Genomic DNA, 19,323 nt, shown 5'->3' with positions numbered 1-19,323 from the left:
AAGTTTTGCGCGGGACAAATTGACACACCCACGACAGCGCTTTTAACCTAGCGACCAGCCATTGTAAATTGGTCTTACCAATTATCCAATGCCAGTGCCTGACCAACAACAATTAGGGGCCACCCCATATGCAAACCTGGCAACAACTCTATAGCCCGCTTGGTAGTCTTGGCCTGTCCGCACTGGCGGCGGTCATCCCTATCGTGTTCTTCTTCCTCGCCCTCGCCGTGTTCCGCCTCAAGGGCCACGTCGCCGGTAGCATCACCCTTGCCCTGTCGATTCTGGTGGCGATCTTCGCCTTCCAGATGCCTGTCGACATGGCCCTCGCCGCCGCGGGTTATGGCTTCCTCTACGGCCTCTGGCCGATTGCCTGGATCATCGTTGCCGCGGTGTTCCTGTACAAACTCACGGTCAAGAGCGGCCAGTTCGAAGTCATCCGCAGCTCGGTACTGTCGATCACCGACGACCAACGTCTGCAGGTGCTGCTGATCGGCTTCTGCTTCGGGGCCTTCCTCGAAGGTGCCGCCGGCTTCGGCGCCCCAGTGGCCATCACTGCCGCGCTGCTGGTGGGCCTGGGCTTCAACCCCCTGTATGCCGCTGGCCTGTGCCTGATCGCCAACACCGCGCCGGTGGCCTTCGGCGCCCTGGGTATTCCGATCATCGTTGCCGGCCAGGTGACAGGCATCGACGCCTTCCACATCGGCGCCATGACCGGCCGCCAACTGCCGCTGCTGTCGCTGTTCGTGCCGTTCTGGTTGGTATTCATGATGGACGGCCTGCGCGGCGTGAAGGAAACCTGGCCTGCAGCCCTGGTCGCCGGCTTGAGCTTTGCCGTGACCCAGTACTTCACCTCCAACTTCATCGGCCCGGAACTGCCCGACATCACCTCGGCCCTGGCCAGCCTGATCGCCCTGACCCTGTTCCTGAAAGTCTGGCAGCCCAAGCGCTCGTTCGCCGAAGCCAAAGGCAGCGTTGGCGCAGCCGTGGTCAGCAGCGGCGGCAGCCAGCCGAGCCCCTACAGCTTTGGCGAAATCTTCAAAGCCTGGTCGCCATTCCTGATCCTCACCGTGCTGGTCACCATCTGGACGCTGAAGCCATTCAAGGCCGCGTTCGCCCCGGGCGGTGCGATGTACAACTTCGTGTTCAATTTCGCCATCCCGCACCTCGACCAGCTGGTGATCAAGACCGCGCCCATCGTCACAGCACCGACCGCCATGCCAGCGGTGTTCAAGCTCGACCCGATCTCTGCGACCGGCACTGCGATCTTCCTCTCTGCGCTGATCTCCATGGCAGTGCTGAAGATCAACGTCAAAACTGGTCTGACCACTTTCAAGGAAACCTTCTGGGAGCTGCGCTGGCCCATCCTGTCGATCGGCATGGTGTTGGCGTTCGCCTTCGTCACCAACTACTCGGGCATGTCGTCGACCATGGCCCTGGTCCTGGCCGGCACCGGTGCCGCGTTCCCGTTCTTCTCGCCGTTCCTCGGCTGGCTGGGTGTGTTCCTGACCGGCTCGGACACGTCGTCCAACGCCCTGTTCAGTTCGCTGCAAGCCACCACTGCGCACCAGATTGGCGTCAACGACACCCTGTTGGTAGCCGCCAACACCAGCGGCGGCGTGACCGGCAAGATGATCTCGCCGCAGTCGATCGCCGTGGCCTGCGCCGCTACCGGCCTGGTGGGCAAGGAATCCGACCTGTTCCGCTTCACCGTCAAGCACAGCCTGTTCTTCGCCACCATCGTCGGCCTGATTACCCTGATCCAGGCCTATTGGCTGACCGGCATGCTGGTTCATCACTAAAGTGAAAGGGGCCGGGCGCCAGCGCGCGCCCGGTATTTCCTTCAACCAACGCTGCGAGAATCCATGATCATTTCCGCCTCCACCGACTATCGCGCCGCGGCCCAACGCAAGCTGCCCCCCTTCCTCTTCCACTACGCCGACGGCGGGGCCTACGCCGAGCACACGCTGCGCCACAACGTTTCGGACCTGGCCAGCATCGCCCTGCGCCAGCGCGTGTTGAAGAACATGTCTGAGCTGAGCCTGGAAACCCGGCTGTTCGACGAAACCCTGAGCATGCCTGTGGCCCTGGCCCCGGTCGGCCTCACCGGCATGTACGCCCGCCGTGGCGAAGTGCAGGCGGCACGTGCCGCAGCGGCCCACGGCATCCCGTTCACCATGTCCACCGTGTCGGTGTGCCCCATCGAAGAAGTCGCCCCGGCCATCGACCGGCCCATGTGGTTCCAGCTGTACGTGCTCAAGGACCGCGGCTTCATGCGCAATGCCCTGGAGCGGGCCAAGGCCGCCGGGGTGAAAACCCTAGTGTTCACCGTCGACATGCCGGTACCCGGTGCCCGCTACCGTGACGCCCACTCCGGCATGAGCGGCGCCAACGGCCCGATGCGCCGCGTGTTGCAAGCCATGACCCACCCCGAATGGGCCTGGGACGTCGGCGTGATGGGCCGCCCGCATGACCTGGGCAATATCTCCAAATACCGTGGCAACCCCACCGGCCTTGCCGACTACATCGGCTGGCTGGGCGCCAACTTCGACCCGTCGATTTCGTGGAAAGACCTGGAGTGGATCCGCGAATTCTGGGACGGCCCGATGATCATCAAGGGCATCCTCGACGCCGACGACGCCCGTGACGCCGTCAAGTTTGGCGCCGACGGCATCGTCGTCTCCAACCACGGCGGCCGCCAGCTCGACGGCGTGCTGTCCAGCGCCCGCGCCTTGCCAGCCATTGCCGACGCCGTGAAGGGCGACCTGAAGATCCTCGCCGACTCCGGCATCCGCAGTGGCCTGGACGTGGTGCGCATGATTGCGCTGGGCGCCGACACCGTGCTGATCGGCCGTGCCTTCCTCTGGGCCCTGGCAGTGCATGGCCAGGCCGGGGTGAAAAACCTGCTCGAACTGTTCGAAAAAGAAATGCGCGTGGCCATGGTGCTGACCGGCGCCAAGTCGATCAGCGAAATCAGCCGCGACTCGCTGGTCCGCGAACTGGGCGCCTGAGCGCCTGTCAGAACACCGCCTGAATGACCGGGGCACACGGCGCGCAGACGCCATGGCCCCGCGAGGAGATTGCATGAGCCTGCCCGCCGCGTTCCTGCGTGATGCCGAGCGCCTGATACCCGCCGAACGCCGTTTCGACGACGCAACGTCCACCCTGGCCTTTGGCACCGACGCCAGCTTCTATCGGCTGATCCCCAAGCTGGTGGTGCGCGTGGAGTCTGAGGACGAAGTGGTCGGGCTGCTGCACCTGGCCCAACGCGATCGCGTGCCGGTCACCTTCCGCGCTGCCGGCACCAGCCTGTCTGGCCAGGCCATCAGCGATTCGGTGCTGATCGTGCTTGGCGACAACTGGGGCGGCAAGGAAATCCGTGGCCAAGGCGAGCAGATCCGCCTGCAACCTGGCGTCATCGGTGCCCAGGCCAACGCCTGGCTGGCGCCTTTCGGGCGCAAGATCGGCCCCGACCCGGCCTCGATCAACGCCTGCAAGATCGGCGGCATCGTCGCCAACAACGCCAGCGGCATGTGCTGCGGCACCGCGCAGAACACCTACCACACCCTGGCCGGCCTGCGCCTGGTGCTGGCTGACGGCACCCGCCTGGACAGCGAAGACCCGGCCAGCGTCGCCGCCTTCCAGGCCAGCCACGCCAGCCTGCTGGAAGCGCTGGCCAGGCTTGGCCGCGAAACCCGCGCCAACACCGAACTGGCCGACCGCATCCGGCATAAATACCGCCTGAAAAACACCACAGGCCTGTCGCTCAACGCCCTGGTGGACTACGACAAGCCGCTGGATATCCTGCAGCACCTGCTGGTCGGTTCCGAAGGCACCCTGGGCTTCATCAGCGCCGTCACCTACGACACCGTCCCCGACCACCCGCACAAGGCCAGCGCACTGCTGGTATTCCCCAGCGTAGAAAGCTGCTGCCGCGCCGTGACCGTGCTCAAGCGCCAGCCCGTTTCCGCCGTGGAACTGCTCGACCGCCGCAGCCTGCGCTCGGTGCAGAACATGCCGGGCATGCCGGTGTGGGTAAAAGGCCTGTCGGACAATGCCTGCGCCCTGCTGATCGAGTCCCGCGCCGCCAGCCAGAGCCTGCTGCATGAACAACTGCACCAGGTGATGGCCTCCATCGCCGACTACCCGTTGGAGCAGCAGGTCGATTTCAGCGAAGACCCGGCGGTGTACAACCAGCTGTGGAAAATCCGCAAGGACACCTTCCCCGCCGTCGGCGCCGTGCGCCAGACGGGTACCACCGTGATCATCGAAGACGTGACCTTCCCTGTCGAACAGCTGGCCGAAGGCGTCAACCGCCTGATCCAGCTGTTCGACAAGCACCATTACGACGAAGCGATCATTTTCGGCCATGCGCTGGAAGGCAACCTGCACTTCGTCTTCACCCAAGGCTTCAACAGTGCCGAAGAAGTCGCGCGCTACCAGGCCTTCATGGACGATGTGGCACAGCTGGTGGCGGTGGAGTTCGGCGGCTCGCTCAAGGCCGAACACGGCACCGGGCGCAACATGGCGCCGTTCGTGGAGCTGGAATGGGGCAGTGATGCCTACCAGCTGATGTGGAAGCTCAAGCGCCTGCTCGACCCCAACGGCATTCTCAACCCCGATGTGGTGCTGAGCACCGACCCGGACATCCACCTGAAAAACCTCAAGCCACTGCCCGCCGCCGACGAGATTGTCGACAAGTGCATCGAGTGTGGCTTCTGCGAACCGGTGTGCCCTTCCAAAGGCCTGACCCTCAGCCCCCGCCAGCGCATCGTGATGTGGCGTGACATTCAGGCGAAAAAACGCGCCGGCATCGACACCCGCGCACTGCTGCAAACCTACCAGTACCAAGGCATCGACACCTGCGCCGCGACCGGCCTGTGCGCCCAGCGCTGCCCGGTGGGCATCAACACCGGCGAGCTGGTGAAGAAACTGCGCAGCCAGGCCGCCGAACACGAAAAGACCGCCGACTGGCTGGCCGAGCATTTCCACACCGCGCTGGGTGGTGCCCGCCTGACGCTGACTGCCGCCAACACCGCCCGCAAGCTGCTGGGCGCCCCGCGCCTGGGCCGACTGAGCGCGTCGTTGAGTAAAGCCAGCAAAGGCCGCCTGCCGCAATGGACCCCTGCCATACCGCAGCCGCTGCGCAGTATCGACTTCGGCGCGGCGAGCAACGATGCCCGCCCCCGGGTGGTGTACCTGGCGGCCTGCGTGTCACGGGTGATGGGCCCAGCCTACGCCGACCGCGAGCAAAGCTCCCTGCTCGACAAGACCCGCGCCCTGCTGGAAAAGGCCGGTTACCAGGTGGTGTTCCCCGACAACGCCGACAGCCTCTGCTGCGGCCAGCCGTTCGCCTCCAAAGGCTACCCCGAGCAGGCCGAGCACAAGCGCCAGGAGCTGATCGCTGCGCTGTTGCATGCCAGCCGCGGCGGCCTCGATCCCATCTACTGCGACACCAGCCCCTGCACCCTGCGCCTGGTACAGGACCTTGGCGAGACCCGCCTGGACCTGTACGACCCGGTGCGTTTCATCCGCACCCACCTGATGGACAAACTGGAGTTCACCCCGCAGGAAGAGCCGGTAGCCGTGCACGTGACCTGCAGCACCCAGCACCTGGGCGAGAGCCAGGCACTGATCGACCTGGCCCGCCGCTGCAGCAAGCAAGTGGTGATACCAGAAGGCATTCACTGCTGCGGTTTTGCCGGTGACAAGGGCTTCACCACACCGGAGCTCAACGCCCACTCGCTGCGTAGCCTGAAGGATGCGGTGCAGTATTGCAGCGAAGGCATCTCCACCAGTCGCACCTGCGAGATCGGGCTATCCACCCACAGCGGCATCGACTATCACGGCCTCGTCTACCTGGTAGACCGCGTCACCCGCCCGCGCACCATCTAACGCCTGGCGTGGTCCATTGTGGGAGCGGGCTTGCCCCGCGAATCGAGGGCAAAGCCCTCGCCCACGCCCTCCAGCCGTAAGACATTTCCTAACCTGCAACCAAATGCTTCTGAATGGGATGCTTTGGGAATTATCCTACGACCGCCGCTGCCGTTTCACTGTTGTTGCTCACAACCATCAGGGCTAATTTCCCTGAGTCGTTTTCGAACGATGGGGTGTGAGAACCCCGTAAACATGACAGCAGCCTCGTAATGGCGGCCCTGCGCGGGCAGACCTCGGTCTGGCCGGATTTCCCATGTTTACCGGTTTCTCACCCCGCGCATGGCTGCCACCCTAACCCCGTGAGAAGGTTCAAGCTGGCGGCCCCCGTTGAGCAACAAACTGGGAACTGACCATGAAGAAACTCGTACCCGACCCACCCTGCCTGCGCGTCATCGCCACCCCCTACTTCTCCATCCACAGCGACATGCCCACACCCGATGCACTCGCTCACGCCAGCGAACTGCTGCGCGGCGTCGCCGAAACCATCGACGAACACTGCCGCACCCACGCCGGCGAACCCGGCCTGAACATGCTCAGCAACGCCGCCCACGCTTGCGAAACCTCACGCGCGCTGATCGAGCACGCCTTGACCGACCTCTACAACGCGCAAAGGCAGAGGTGACCCCATGCATGACGAACTGAAAAAGATCACCACCGCAGGAAAGGAATCGTTCGACCTCTTCCGCCTGCAACCCGGCGTCCCCTTCGAGCAAGCCTTCAGCCAGCTGTCCGTCCTGCTCGGCTGCATCCGCCACCTCACCACCGAAGCCGAAATGGAAAACGACCGCCAGGCCGGCAGCGCGGCGCGCATCATCAGCGAGATGGCCAAGGCACTCATCGACGACATGGAACGCGGCCTGACCAAGCCTCACTAAACGCTACCCCGCCCCACAGGCCCACCGCCATCCATACTGTGGGAGCGGGCTTGCCCCGCGAATCGAGGGCAAAGCCCTCGCCCGCAACATCCCGCCACACACAGTCATGTCCCCTAGCCAGCACGCCGATTGAACCCTCGCCAAAACGCAGCGGTCCACCCTTACAGGCCCACCTTCCAGAGGCCTTGCAAAGGAGACACCCATGAAAGGTACCGCGCTTTCGGCCCTCTTCGCGGCCGCTACCCTCCTGGCTTCCCCGGTGTTTGCCGCTGACGACCTCTGCGCCGCTAACCTGCAGAAGATCGACGACAGCATGGCCACCGCCGGCGCCACTTCCGAAGGCCTGGACAAGGCGATCACTGAACACATCGACGAAGCCAAGGCCGCCCAGGCCTCGGGCGATACCAAGAAATGCATCGCTATCACCAGCAAAGTCCTCGAACGCCTGGAGAAAACCGACAAGGGCAGCGGCTCGGCCGGCGGCAGCGGTGCTTGAGCCTAGAGCGGGCGGCAAGAACCGGCTGTCGACGCCGCCCGCGTAAAGGCGTATACTCAGCCCACGTGCCGAAAGGTACGTCAGCTAGAGCTGAGTGTGGGGCCGATTAGGATTCGACGCCGGTAGCGAAACTCTAGGTGCATGCCGAGTTGGTAACAGAACTCGTAAATCCACTGTTGCAACTTTCTATAGTTGCCAATGACGAAAACTACGAGGGTTACGCTCTCGCTGCGTAAGCAGCTGAGCCCGCTCTCCTGGTAGCTTCGGCTCCAGCAATCATCAGGGGATGCCTGTAAACCCGAAATGATTGTCATACAGAACAGGATCGTCGTGTAGCACGTTGGGGGCAAAGCGACTAAAACTTACCCAACTCGTCCAAAGCACCCTGCCCGTCGGGCGGCTGCGGATTAACTCAGTAGACACGGCTAAGCATGTAGTACCGACAGCGGAGTACTGGCGGACGGGGGTTCAAATCCCCCCGGCTCCACCAAATGATCAATCAAAGACGTCCAAGGACGTCTTTTTTTGTGCCTGGAAGTCAGTGAAATCAAGGGTTTACTGCTCTTTTGAGGACCACAATGGTTTTTTGAGTTCCAGTCATCCCGGTATTCCCGGTGGTATTCCAGCCTTCCTGAGACTAATCTTGGGAATACCAAAGGTGTCATGGAGCCCCACCCATGTGCGCTCAAACAGCTCGCCTCTCCGACCGCCAGCTCAAGGCGGTCAAGCCCAAAGACAAGGACTACGTCCTCACGGATGGCGACGGGCTCCAGCTCCGAGTCCGGGTCAACCGCTCGATGCAGTGGAATTTCAACTACAGGCATCCGGTCACCAAGAATCGAATCAACATGGCGCTCGGCTCCTATCCCGAGGTCTCTCTGGCGCAAGCTCGGCGAAAAGCGGTTGAAGCTAGGGAAGTACTTGCCCAGGGGATCGACCCCAAAGCTCAGCGCAATGATCTCGCGCAAGCCAAGCTAGCCGAGACAGAACATACGTTCGAGAAAGTAGCTAGCGCCTGGTTCGAGTTGAAAAAGGACTCGGTCACGCCGGCCTATGCTGAGGACATCTGGCGCTCACTCACGCTGCACGTTTTTCCGAGCATGAAATCGACTCCAATCTCCGAAGTCAGCGCACCGATGGTGATAAAAATTCTTCGGCCCATCGAAGCCAAAGGCAGCTTGGAAACCGTGAAGCGGCTTAGCCAGCGCCTCAACGAGATCATGACTTACGGTGTCAATTCGGGAATGATCTTCGCGAACCCGCTAAGCGGGATTCGGGCGGTGTTCAAGAAACCGAAGAAAGAAAACATGGCGGCGCTTCCACCCGAGGAGCTTCCTGAGCTCATGCTGGAAATAGCGAACGCTAGTATCAAGCGCACGACCCGCTGCCTGATCGAATGGCAGTTGCACACCATGACTCGCCCCGCCGAGGCGGCGACTACTCGCTGGGCTGACATCGACTTTGAAAGGCGTGTCTGGACCATTCCACCGGAGCGGATGAAGAAGCGCCGTCCGCACAGCATCCCGTTGAGCGATCAAGTCATGTCATTGCTGGAGATACTGAAGTCCCACAGTGGTCATCGGGAATACGTCTTCCCGGCCGACCGAAACCCTCGTACTCATGCCAATAGTCAGACCGCCAACATGGCGTTGAAACGTATGGGCTTCCAGGACCGCTTGGTCAGCCACGGCATGCGCTCGATGGCCAGCACCATATTGAATGAACATGGGTGGGACCCGGAGCTCATCGAAGTGGCGCTGGCGCACGTCGACAAGGATGAGGTGCGCAGTGCCTACAACCGAGCCGACTACATCGAGCGACGGCGGCCGATGATGGCTTGGTGGAGCGAGTACATTCTGAAGGCGTCGACGGGTAATCTCTCGGCCAACGCGATGAATGTGGCTAGGGATCGGAATGTAATACCCATCCGATAGGGCGCTGCGACAACGGCGACACTGGCGACAGACCGCGTGCCATCTACATCCTTGCCGTCTGAGCGGATGGCGACAGTCGCCAACTCGCCTCAAGTTTGGCTTCTCCGGCTAAGCCCGTGAGCATGGGGAGGCTTCGCATCCCTATGCTCACGGGCTAACACTAGAAAAGCGACAAACGGCCACTTTGCCACTGACACCCACCGACTTCCAAAGCACGCCAAAGAAGGAATCTGGCGCATTTCCATGTGCCCTTCACCAATTGACCAATGCCGCGGTGACCGATAGAACGAAGGTTCAAAGCGCTGCCTTAGGCAGCACCCCAGATGACCAGAGCCTTCAAGGTCATGCCGCTAATCCGGTGGTTCATCCCAAAGTGCGATTCGCGCCCGGAGGCTCGCACGGTCATTCGCCAGAATGATGGACGCCCTCTAAACAATCCGCCTAGTGCGGCTGCCCGCTAACCCTTTAGCCCTGCAGCAACGAACCTGCTCGACCAACGTTTTGCGCCAACCGTTCGCCCGTCTCTTTTGCCAGAAAAGAGACGGGCGCTCCTACCACTGCTGCAGCCCTCATCGCACATGGCTTTGCGGCAATTCCCCTCGTGACAATCGGCGTGACAAACGCCGATGTCACCAGCAACAGCGCTGTAGATGATGGTGCCGCAGACCAAGGAATGGACTGCACCTGACTGACAGTCAGGCATGCCCCGGTCATCGCAGTGCTGCTTGCACCTGGCTCAGGATCTCGCGGCACTGGTCTCGTCAGCCAATGCAGCCTCCACCCGCCCACCGGTAACGGTGCTCAGGAGGCCAGATCATGAGATGCCCTTGCTCCCGGACGTAAGGAGCCGCCAGTCCCGCGTCAGTGGACACCCTCACAGGTCGCAGGGGCCTTGATCCCTGATAACACTCAGCATTCTTGGCGGGATGACGTGAGGGAGAGATCGGTAATTTATGGAGGACGGTTATGCAACTGCGCGAAGTACAAGGGCCACCACGCCCCTTGTTGGAACAGCAGGTTACGCCCCTACCCTACCCGGTCGCGGCGCTGGGCGACCTATTGGGCCCTGCCGTGGAACGCATGGCCGATGTGATCGGCGTGCCCTGCGCCATGGCCGCGCAATCTGTTCTAGCCACGGCAGCTTTGGCGAGCCAGGCGCACGCCAATGTTTACCTCGACGGCCGAATTTATCCGTTGTCGCTGTACTTGCTGACGGTGGCTTGCTCGGGTGATCGCAAAAGCGCGGTGGGCCATATTGCGCTGCAGGCCGTACGCGACTGGGAGAGACAGCAGTGGATCGCTTACGGCGAACAACTCAAGGCGCACCGGGCTTCAATGAGCCTCACCGCGAAATCGCCAACCTCGAAAAAGTCAGCACAGCTAGCGCTGGACGCCCAACCAGAACCTGTCCAACCAAGACTGCTCACTGCTGAGCCTACCATTGAAGGTCTAGTGAAAAGCCTGTGCCATGGTTTGCCCAGCATGGGGCTGTTCAGCGATGAGGGCGGGCAGTTTTTGGGCGGTAGCACCATGAGCAAGGACAACATGATCAAGGCGATCACTCACTTGTCGACGCTGTGGGACGGTAGCCCGATTGATCGGTCGCGCGCGATGGCTGGGGAAAGTCTGCGTGCCTATGATCGCCGCCTCAGCATGCACTTGATGCTTCAGCCCCGCCTGGCCGACCGTTTACTCCAGGACGTCGATATAAAAGACCAAGGCATCCTGGGGCGCTGCCTGATCAGTTGGCCCGAGCGTCTGGTTGGACAACGACTGTACAAAGCTATCAACCTGACCCGAGATCCAAAGGTGCACCGGTACCAGCAGCGCATTGCCGCGCTGATGCAGAAGCCTTGGTCACGCCATAAAGACGGCGGCCTCAACCCTGTAACCCTAGAGTTGAGCCCCCGCGCCCGGGAGGCCTGGGTAGCCATTCACGACACCATTGAATGCGAATCAGGGGAATTCGGCGAGCTGGTCAATGTGCAAGCTGCTGCGAGCAAAGCCGCCGCGAACGTTTTACGCATGGCTGGCCTAATGGCGGTGGTTGAGGAGTGTACTGCCTTGGAAGAAGTCCACATTCAGCGCGCCTCTACGCTGATGGACTACTACCTGGCCGAGAACCAGCGCCTGACCGAACAGGAACCATTGAATAAGCTTCGCGCAGAGGCCGACTGCCTGCTGCGCTGGTTGATAAAGAAGAACTGGCCACCGTTTCGCCTCCGCGACATCACACGCAACGGCCCTCGCTTTGCCCGTAAAAGCACGCAGCACACTTTCGAGTTATTGCTGCAGCTGGTTACCCATAACTGGCTGAACAATGCCGGAGACACATTCGAGGTGCGCCATGTTCCGCCTCAATGACGCCGTGCGCCGCTACCAGGCGCAACATCCCTCGTCGTCCGAGTTACGGAGTGTCGCCGCCACCGTCACCACTTTGTCGCCACCTGCCAAGCGATATGCAGTGGGGGTTGTCGCCAGTGTCGCCGCTGTCGCCACTCCAACATCAGAGCCCATCGACCTCGCTCAGCTCATCGAGCAGTTGCAAGAAGAAGGGGCTTTGCTGGAACACTGCGAAAGCGCCCTCCTCATCCGCCCAGCACACTGGGGACAGTTGGACACCATCGGTCCCCACTGGAAAGCCCTGCTGCTGCTCCTACAAACCAATCGATGTGAAGACAATGGCGCTGGCCGGACGGCGTGACGGTCGCAACTTTGGCTACGGTCGCCAACTGAGCTACGCCGGTCGACAGGCACTGGAAGATCTGTTTGCCAGCGGTCATTTCGCCACCGTCAAAGCACACAGCGATCGCTGGCAAGCCTTCGTGCGCTGGTGCCGCTCAGAGAACGGCCCCGGCTACAACGATGCGCGCCAGATCGATAGACAGACGCTACAAGACTACACCGAGTATCTGCGCCATCAGATCCAGCAAGGTGCACTCTGCATCGCCACCGCGCAGAACCGCCTGAGCAGCGTCAACCGCACCCTTGCTGCGCTGCGCGGTGATCAAGAGGTGAGGATCGCCAGCCCGAGTCAGGCGTTGGGACAGCAGCGCTCGAGCGTACGCACTCGCGCGCCGGATGGCCAAGATCACCAACAGGTGCGGCGACTGGCGGAGGTGCTTGGCGGACAGCAACACGATCGGGTGGCCGCCATAGTCCTTCTAGCTCGAGCAACCGGCATGCGCTTGCGCGAAGCGATCCTGGCTGACCTGCCACGCTTACACCGCGAAGCCGAACGATTAGGCCGCATCAACATCCAGGACGGCACCAAAGGCGGCCGTTCAGGGTCATCAGCGCCGCGATGGGTCGTCGCCAATGAAGCGGTGAAAGCGGCCCTGCAGTTGGTTCGCCAGGCATCGCCGACCGGCAGCCGCAACTTGCTGGCCCGAGACGAAAGCTACGCCATTTTTCTGCACCAAACCGTGCTCCCCGCCCGCGAAACGCTGCATGCACACGGGCTGAAGGGTTTTCATGAACTGCGCGCAGCCTACGCCTGCGAACGTTACGAGCAGCTCACGGGCCACGCCGCACCGGTCAATGGCGGCCACTGCTACCGCATTGACCGTGACCTTGATCAACAGGCGCGCCAACAAATCAGCCTAGAGCTCGGGCATAACCGGATCGATGTGGTGTCGGCCTACATTGGCGGGAGAATATGAGCAAACCCTTCGATATGACGCTGTTCCTGAGCGGCGTACTGACCGGTTCGAAGGCCACGCAGCAACGTCACCTACGCCAAGCACGAGTCATGCAAGCGGCCATTCAACAGCGATGGCAACGCGATAATCCCTGGACCTGGCAGCTCAAGCATGTGCGCTGGTTTCTCACTCAGCACCTGAAAGACCATTCCGACGCCACCCGGTATTACTATCGACTCACCGCCCTATTGATCTGGAAGCGATTAGGGAGCGGCCGAGGGTTGCTGATCTGACGCTCGAATCGAGAGTAGGCAGTCCACAGGGCTCTCTGTTCCCCTTCAACTATCTTAGCGTGGACATTCTATCGCTGAGTGAACCTGTTCAAAATCCACTCTTCCAACCTTAATGGCATAAAGGCAAAATGCCGTCAGCATGGGCGACGAAATGCTAGAGAATTGGTGCCGATCGCCATCCAATTTTTTGTGACCAGCAGCTTATCGCTCCTCCAAGACACTACGTGAAGCCCGACGAATATCACAGAAATAGCGAAGATTGCTGCCGTAGCAATCCAGAACCAGGCACTGACGCCATTGGTTTCTGCTGAGAACAGCAACGAAAAATCCGGCCAGATAAGCTTTATAAGATCCAACATCTTCAAGTCATCCAAGACGTAATTGCAAAAACTCAACGTTGAGGGGATTACGGCCTAGGCCAGAGGCTCAGGGCATAGGAAAACAGCTTGTCGGCGCGCGACACGATTTGCTCTTCTTCCCAGGCATCGTTCTCACCAAACGCCTGGAAGTGCATATTGAGCATGAGCAGGCTGGTGGTCACGATCTCCTGCCGCTTCACGACAAAGGGTTCGTTGCTCAGGGCTGAGTTGAAGGCCTGGGTCACCAGTGTGAGGTTGCCGATACTGTGCAGCAGGCGGCGGCGCCTTTCCTGGTTCTCTGGTGTGTCCTCGGCCAGCGGCCAGTTCGTTTGCCACTTCTGCGGCAATACATGCTCCACGGTCAGGCCATCAGGTAGCACCAGGCTCTCCTGCTTGCTACCGCGCATGGACAGCTCCAGCGCCTCGAGAACCGCACGGACCTTGCTGGTGTTGCGGCCCTGGTAAAGAGCGCGATGGCACCAGTTACGGGCGAAGGCCTCGTCATCCGGCCAGCACTGGCTGTCGCCCTGCAGGGACAGCAGCTTGTCACGCAGGGTCGCGGCATCGGTCTTCTGCTCGCGCACCATCTCCGCCAGTAAGCGGTTGAGGAAGGTGCGGTTGTAGCTCTTGGTGGTGTAGCCACAGATAAAGCGGCGCACCAAGTAAGACTCCAGATCACCAATGGCCTGCAGGAACTCCGTGGAATCCGGCCTATGGTGCTCCAGTAGATACAGCACAAGTGGCGTAACCGTGGATACATCCAGCAGCTTCAGACGCCGGCAGAACAGATCGAGGCGACTCGCCTGCCCCGGCACCATAAAGGTCTGGAAATACCCCGCCAGGTGCGTGATGCGCGCCAGCTCGCACTGAGTGTCGCGCGGCTCATCCTGCCACCAGTCCTTGAACTCGTTGAATACGTGGGCCACCTTCAGATCCTCGCACTTGCGCATGCCCACGTAGTGGTAAAGCAGCAGATCCAGTCGCGAGTTCTTCAGGCGGCCCTGCCGCTCCTGCTGCTTCCAGAACTTGGCGCCCTTGCCGTTGCTGGTGTCCACCGTCTCGTCGAAGTGCTGCCAGCCCTGGCGATACAGCTCATCCACGTCTTCGCCGTTACGTGTGGCGTGGAGGAAGATGAAGTTGCGGATCAGGTCGCTCGGCAGCAGCGGTGCGCCCCGGGCATTGAGGGTTTCGAAGATGATCTGCGGGTCGTCCTCGTCCTCCAGCTCCAGCGACATGATCTGGAAGCCCTCGCGCAGGGTGGCCAGCAGCGCATGGGCGCGCGCCACCTGCAGCGGTAGGTCGGCGCCCGGCAGTTTCAGCTGGTTGTCCGCGTCGATGGAGCGAATCACCGCATGGGCCACGGTGCGCTCTTCATCCGCCGCCGCGCCCGGCAACGGGTCATCGTAGCGCAGGCCACGCAGGTGGCAGGCCAGCATGGCGTGGAAGAACAGGTAGGCACGCACCATCGCCGGGCGTTCCTGATACTGCCGACCAACCTTGGCCGGGAAGCGCTCGCAAACCTTCTCCGCGCTGCCCAGTTCGGCCAGCGCTTGCATCACATCGCGGCCGACATTAGTCGGCAGCACCTTGAGCGAATCGCTGCTCTGACGGTACTTACCGATATTCTGCGTCAGCGGCTTGAGGTCGTAGCTCAGCGCCTCGTCATCCAGCGGCGCCACCAGGTCGCGAAACGCCAGCAGCAGGATCTGCAGAGTGGTGATGCGCTGCTGGCCGTCGATCACATCGCGGTTGCCCACGGCATCACTGCTGCCGCCCTTGAGGCTGCCGATCACCACGGTGCCGAGAAAGTGCCTGCGTAGCGGCCTGAGCCGGCCAGCCCCCACCATGGCTGCATCGGCCTGATGCTGGACGATAGCCTCCAGGCGATCAACGAGGTCTTCCCACAGCGGCTGCACCTGCTCGTTCAGCGTCCAAACGTAACCGCGCTGGAACAAGGGAATCAGGTACTGCGCGCGTTCGGTAAACAGGTCGGTGACGGCTTTCTTGTCGGGACGCATAGGATGTCCTTATCAGTGCTCTTGTTAAATCAGGCCACGGCCTGCTCGATCAGCGCACTGGCCAGATGCTCGTGCACTTGCCGGGCCTGGTTAAGGCGGGCTTTGAGTTGGTCGCAGAGGGCCATTAGCTCGTCGACTTTGGCGACAATGCGGTGTTGTTCTGCGAGCGGAGGTATCGGAACTGGTATTTCTCTAAGGCGAGAGGATTTGATACCAGTGGCGGTCATACCTGTGGCAGCATCTGAAAGCTGCGCCTGAAAGCCAGAGGACATCAGGGCCAGCTTCAGGAATGGGCCCGTTTCCAGCTCATGCAGTTGGAAGCAAATCACGCGCTGAGCCAGTGCAAAACGCTCAGCAATATCAATTATCGCCACGTTCCCCATTGGAGCTTCGGTTGTGAAAAGCATGTCTCCAACCCGTGGAAAGCCTCTTGTCATCCAAGACAAGTAGTCCGTGTCAGCAATGAACTCTTGAGGATCTCTACTGATGAATCCTGGACGTACATTTTTGGCAGTAATGAGCGGTACGCCAGATGATGTTTTTGTAGGTGTCCTGCCCCGGTAGTCAATGAAGCGAGCAAGGTTGCCAAGCCGGCAGGACGCCCAACCGGTATGCAGCCTGAAGTAGTGCTCAGCCTCTGGGACATCGTCTCTTGCTGTCGTTCGAAGGCCTTCTTCGGAGATGAGGCGCGTCTTTTCCTCAGCAATCCGCTTCAGCAATTCACTCGCCGGTTCATCGCTAGGATCTTGCGTCACCAACTTGCCCATCACGGCAAGTTGCAGCAGTGTTTGCTTGAGGGCGTCGATGCTGGATTCGGTGGTGAGCAGGGCGTGGAAGTGCTCGGCAAGGCGCTGCCAGCTTTGCGCAAAGTCTTCTGCATCGCTGGCCTGAGTCAGGCTGCCCAGCAGCGCCTGCACCAGTTGGACGTGGGCGCTGCCGGCATCGGCCTGCCGCGCCTCCAGCCGGTCGCACAGGGCCATCAGCTCATCGACTTTGGCGACGATGCGGTGTTGTTCGGCGAGAGGGGGTAGAGGGAAAAGGGCTTGCCTACCGTCTTCAGTTCCTAGCCTAGGCATTTTCATACCGTAGCTTTTAGCATTCACATAGCTGAGGAAGTACGGGCTTTTCAGCGCGACCATAAAGTAGTGCGCTACAAAAGGTCCGTGGCACCTGAACGGGAGAATTTCGGTTGTGCAAAATCCGTCATCCTCAGCTACTAGAACCTTATTCAGGTACGGACGGAGCTTGCCATAGAGCACATCGCCTTTAGCGAAGCTGTTCTTGTCACTGAGAGAGTTACGCTCGTAAAAGCGAGCCTTCTGTAAAAGTCTTGAAGTGTCTTTCTCAATATCCTCAAGATCGAGCACCCAAGCGTCATCTAGGATTTCGTCTTTTTTGGTTGTAGTACCAAAGTTGGTAATCTCGCCAAGACGAGCCCAAACCCAGGCCACTGGCAATTCAAACGGTAGTGCTGCCTCTTCAACGCCAGCCAGCGGTTTCTGCTTCTTGATTTTCCCCTGCGCCACAAGCCGCACTTTTTCCTCAGCAATCCGCTTCAGCAACTCACTGGCCGGCTCATCACTCGGATCTTGCGGCACCAGCTTACCGCGCACCGCCAGCTCCAGAATCAGCTCACGCAGCTTTTTGATGCCATTGGGCGCGCCGGCCAGCAGCGGCAGATTGTCGGTCAACACGGCGCTCATGCGTCACGCTCCTCCGCCTGAGCGGCAAAGGCCTCGGCCAGCACAGCCTTGAGCTGGTCGCGCAGTTCACCAATCTCGCCTTGCAGCGCGGCGTAGTCGCGCAGCAGTTCGTCCGGGTCGTGGCTGATCTGTTCGCCGACGTGAGGGTTCTTGCAGTCGAGGTTCCAGTTGCGGTTTTGCAGTTCGTCGAAGCTGACCTTCCAGGCGAACTCGTTCTCCTGCCGCGCGGCAAAGCCATCGGCCTCGCTGCCCCACCAGGCTTCCTCGACGGCAAACTCTTCGACGCGCATGGGTTTGGTCTTCGAGTAGCTTTTGTAACCGGCCGGGTACTGGTGCTCGTAGAACCATACGTCCTTGGTGGGCGTGCCTTTGGTGAAGAACAGCAGGTTGGTCTTGATACCGGTGTAGGGGTTGAACACGCCGTTGGGCAGGCGAACGATGGTATGCAGGTTGCACTCGGTCAGCAGCTTTTCCTTGATGCGACTCTTGATGCCTTCACCAAAGAGGAAGCCGTCGGGCAGCACCACGGCGGCGCGGCCGCCGTCCTTGAGCAGGTGCATGATCAGCACCAGGAACAGGTCGGCGGTTTCACGGGTGCGGAAGGCAGTGGGGAAGTTGGTTTCGATGCCGTCTTCTTCCATGCCACCGAACGGCGGGTTGGCGACGATGCAATCGACCCGCTCAGCCGGCCCCCAGCTGATAAGCGGGCGCCCCAGGGTGTTGTCGTGCTTGATCTGGTTGGGCACTTCGATGCCATGCAGGATCATGTTGGTGGTGGCCAGCAGGTGCGGCAGCGGCTTTTTCTCCACGCCGAAGATGCTCGCCTGCAGGGCGCGCTCGTCCTCGGCGGTTTGCACATAGCGCTTGCGCTTGTGCTCGATGCTGCAGGTCAGGAAGCCGCCGGTGCCGCAGGCCGGGTCCATGACCTTTTCGTCTAGCTTGGGATCGACCATGCGCACCATGAATTCGGTGACCGGGCGCGGGGTGTAGAACTCACCGGCATTGCCGGCGTTCTGCAGGTCGCGCAGCAGTTGCTCGTACATGTCGCCAAAGGCGTGGCGCTCCTGCGCCTTGTTGAAGTCCACCCCTTCCTGAATCTTGTTGATCACCTGGCGGATCAACTGGCCAGACTTCATGTAGTTGTAAGCATCCTCGAACACGCCACGCACCACGTAGGTAGCTGGCGTGGTGCTGTATTCGTGGAGGTTCTGCAGCTGCGGGAATAGGTTGTTGTCGATGAAGTCCTTCAGGGCATCGCCGGTGATGCCCTCCGGGTTGGCCGCCCAAGTGCGCCAGCGGCAGCTCTCCGGAATCGGCGAACGGTAGTTGTCATCGAGCAGCTCCCACTCCTGCTCGCGGTCGTCGAAGATTTTCAGGAACAACATCCACACAAGCTGGCCAATACGCTGCGCATCGCCGTCGACGCCGACGTCCTTGCGCATGATGTCCTGGATGGATTTAATGGTGCTGCTGATGGACATGCTTACTTCCTGAAAAGGTGTTCACGGTGCCAGGCCAGATAACCGCGATGCTGCGGCTTGATCTGGCGCAAGCGCAGACAAGGGGTGATGTTGAGCGCACGGGCGCTGTCGGGGTCGAGATCCTTGCAGAGGAGAATCTGCCCCTGATCGTCAAAGCTGATCAGGCCACAGTCGAAGGCCAGATCAAGATTGGGGGTGAGCAACAGCCCGTTGAACGGATCAAGCCGTTCGGTCGGGCTGGCAGCACGCCAGGGTTTGATATGCGAGGCCCGCAACAACTCGGGTACGCAGCAGTCGGTAATCGCACAGCCGCCCCAGTAGGCCAGCAGGTCGTCGCGGTAGCCGCTCTGGCCGATGCGCGCTTTGATCAGGGCATCGCGTTCGGTGTCGGTGAGGTTGGGTTCGTTTAGAAATTCTTCTGTTGAGACCGAAGATTTAGCAGTCGCGAACTGGAGGGCAGAAACAGAGGATTTATAACCGAGTAGATCAAGCAGTTGATGAAGATCGGCCTCTGTAGCGATATCCAATGCAATTGCTAATTTACTGTCAGAGCCAGCAACGGCAGGAACGGCAGGATAACCCGTCATGT

At 60.8% G+C, this 19,323-nt stretch carries 15 protein-coding genes, 1 other RNA gene and 1 pseudogene; 12 read left to right on the top strand and 5 right to left on the bottom strand.

Annotated elements, in window-relative coordinates:
- Window positions 1-128: 128 nt before the first annotated feature.
- From L6D80_RS16310 to L6D80_RS16255, 12 genes are all read left to right on the top strand, one after another.
- Entirely contained in the window at window positions 129-1,799 is a 1,671-nt protein-coding gene (locus L6D80_RS16310) for a lactate permease LctP family transporter (RefSeq protein WP_176515075.1), read from the top strand.
- Between the two features lie 63 nt (window positions 1,800-1,862).
- Complete coding sequence (gene lldD, locus L6D80_RS16305) at window positions 1,863-3,008, top strand: FMN-dependent L-lactate dehydrogenase LldD (RefSeq protein ID WP_054900940.1); 1,146 nt, start codon at window positions 1,863-1,865, stop codon at window positions 3,006-3,008.
- Between the two features lie 73 nt (window positions 3,009-3,081).
- The gene (locus L6D80_RS16300; protein ID WP_176515077.1) at window positions 3,082-5,892 is read left to right on the top strand and encodes an FAD-binding and (Fe-S)-binding domain-containing protein; all 2,811 of its coding nucleotides are present in this window, start codon (window positions 3,082-3,084) and stop codon (window positions 5,890-5,892) included.
- 394 nt (window positions 5,893-6,286) lie between these two features.
- Window positions 6,287-6,556 carry a hypothetical protein gene (locus L6D80_RS16295; RefSeq protein WP_176515079.1) on the top strand — a complete coding sequence of 90 codons (270 nt, stop codon included), beginning with the start codon at window positions 6,287-6,289 and terminating at the stop codon, window positions 6,554-6,556.
- Window positions 6,557-6,560: 4 nt separating this feature from the next.
- Entirely contained in the window at window positions 6,561-6,809 is a 249-nt protein-coding gene (locus L6D80_RS16290) for a DUF3077 domain-containing protein (RefSeq protein WP_176515081.1), read from the top strand.
- A 202-nt stretch (window positions 6,810-7,011) separates the two neighbouring features.
- A complete protein-coding gene (locus L6D80_RS16285) occupies window positions 7,012-7,305 on the top strand; it encodes a hypothetical protein (protein WP_176515083.1) in 294 nt (97 codons plus the stop codon).
- 98 nt (window positions 7,306-7,403) lie between these two features.
- Window positions 7,404-7,795: a transfer-messenger RNA gene (gene ssrA, locus L6D80_RS16280) on the top strand.
- Window positions 7,796-7,982: 187 nt separating this feature from the next.
- The gene (locus L6D80_RS16275; protein WP_176515085.1) at window positions 7,983-9,239 is read left to right on the top strand and encodes an integrase domain-containing protein; all 1,257 of its coding nucleotides are present in this window, start codon (window positions 7,983-7,985) and stop codon (window positions 9,237-9,239) included.
- Window positions 9,240-10,205: 966 nt separating this feature from the next.
- A complete protein-coding gene (locus L6D80_RS16270) occupies window positions 10,206-11,603 on the top strand; it encodes a YfjI family protein (RefSeq protein WP_176515087.1) in 1,398 nt (465 codons plus the stop codon).
- Window positions 11,587-11,943, top strand: coding sequence for a hypothetical protein (locus tag L6D80_RS16265; protein WP_176515089.1), 357 nt, complete (start codon window positions 11,587-11,589; stop codon window positions 11,941-11,943). The genes L6D80_RS16270 and L6D80_RS16265 overlap by 17 nt, the downstream gene beginning before the upstream one ends.
- Window positions 11,921-12,901: an integrase domain-containing protein gene (locus L6D80_RS16260; protein ID WP_176515091.1), complete on the top strand. Its 981-nt coding sequence runs from the start codon at window positions 11,921-11,923 to the stop codon at window positions 12,899-12,901. The genes L6D80_RS16265 and L6D80_RS16260 overlap by 23 nt, the downstream gene beginning before the upstream one ends.
- Entirely contained in the window at window positions 12,898-13,173 is a 276-nt protein-coding gene (locus tag L6D80_RS16255; protein ID WP_033701633.1) for a hypothetical protein, read from the top strand. The genes L6D80_RS16260 and L6D80_RS16255 overlap by 4 nt, the downstream gene beginning before the upstream one ends.
- A gap of 134 nt (window positions 13,174-13,307) precedes the next feature.
- Here L6D80_RS16255 and L6D80_RS16250 read toward each other — a convergent pair whose 3' ends face one another.
- The 5 genes and pseudogenes from L6D80_RS16250 to L6D80_RS30345 all read right to left on the bottom strand — a co-directional run.
- Window positions 13,308-13,532 carry a hypothetical protein gene (locus L6D80_RS16250; RefSeq protein ID WP_176515093.1) on the bottom strand — a complete coding sequence of 75 codons (225 nt, stop codon included), beginning with the start codon at window positions 13,530-13,532 and terminating at the stop codon, window positions 13,308-13,310.
- Window positions 13,533-13,579: 47 nt separating this feature from the next.
- Window positions 13,580-15,550 (bottom strand): DUF262 domain-containing protein, encoded by a 1,971-nt coding sequence (locus L6D80_RS16245; RefSeq protein ID WP_176515095.1) that lies wholly within the window; start codon window positions 15,548-15,550, stop codon window positions 13,580-13,582.
- Window positions 15,551-15,579: 29 nt separating this feature from the next.
- Entirely contained in the window at window positions 15,580-17,253 is a 1,674-nt protein-coding gene (locus L6D80_RS16240) for a restriction endonuclease subunit S (RefSeq protein ID WP_176515097.1), read from the bottom strand.
- The gene (locus L6D80_RS16235; protein WP_176515099.1) at window positions 17,250-18,734 is read right to left on the bottom strand and encodes a type I restriction-modification system subunit M; all 1,485 of its coding nucleotides are present in this window, start codon (window positions 18,732-18,734) and stop codon (window positions 17,250-17,252) included. The genes L6D80_RS16240 and L6D80_RS16235 overlap by 4 nt, the downstream gene beginning before the upstream one ends.
- Window positions 18,735-18,736: 2 nt before the next feature.
- A pseudogene (locus L6D80_RS30345) lies at window positions 18,737-19,129 on the bottom strand (HNH endonuclease); the annotation flags it as partial.
- Between the last annotated feature and the right edge of the window lie 194 nt (window positions 19,130-19,323).

The organism is Pseudomonas ceruminis, from assembly GCF_021602025.1.
Lineage (GTDB): Bacteria > Pseudomonadota > Gammaproteobacteria > Pseudomonadales > Pseudomonadaceae > Aquipseudomonas > Aquipseudomonas ceruminis.
The sequence above is the reverse complement of the archived record's forward strand: the minus strand, read 5'-3'. Positions and strand labels throughout refer to the sequence as shown.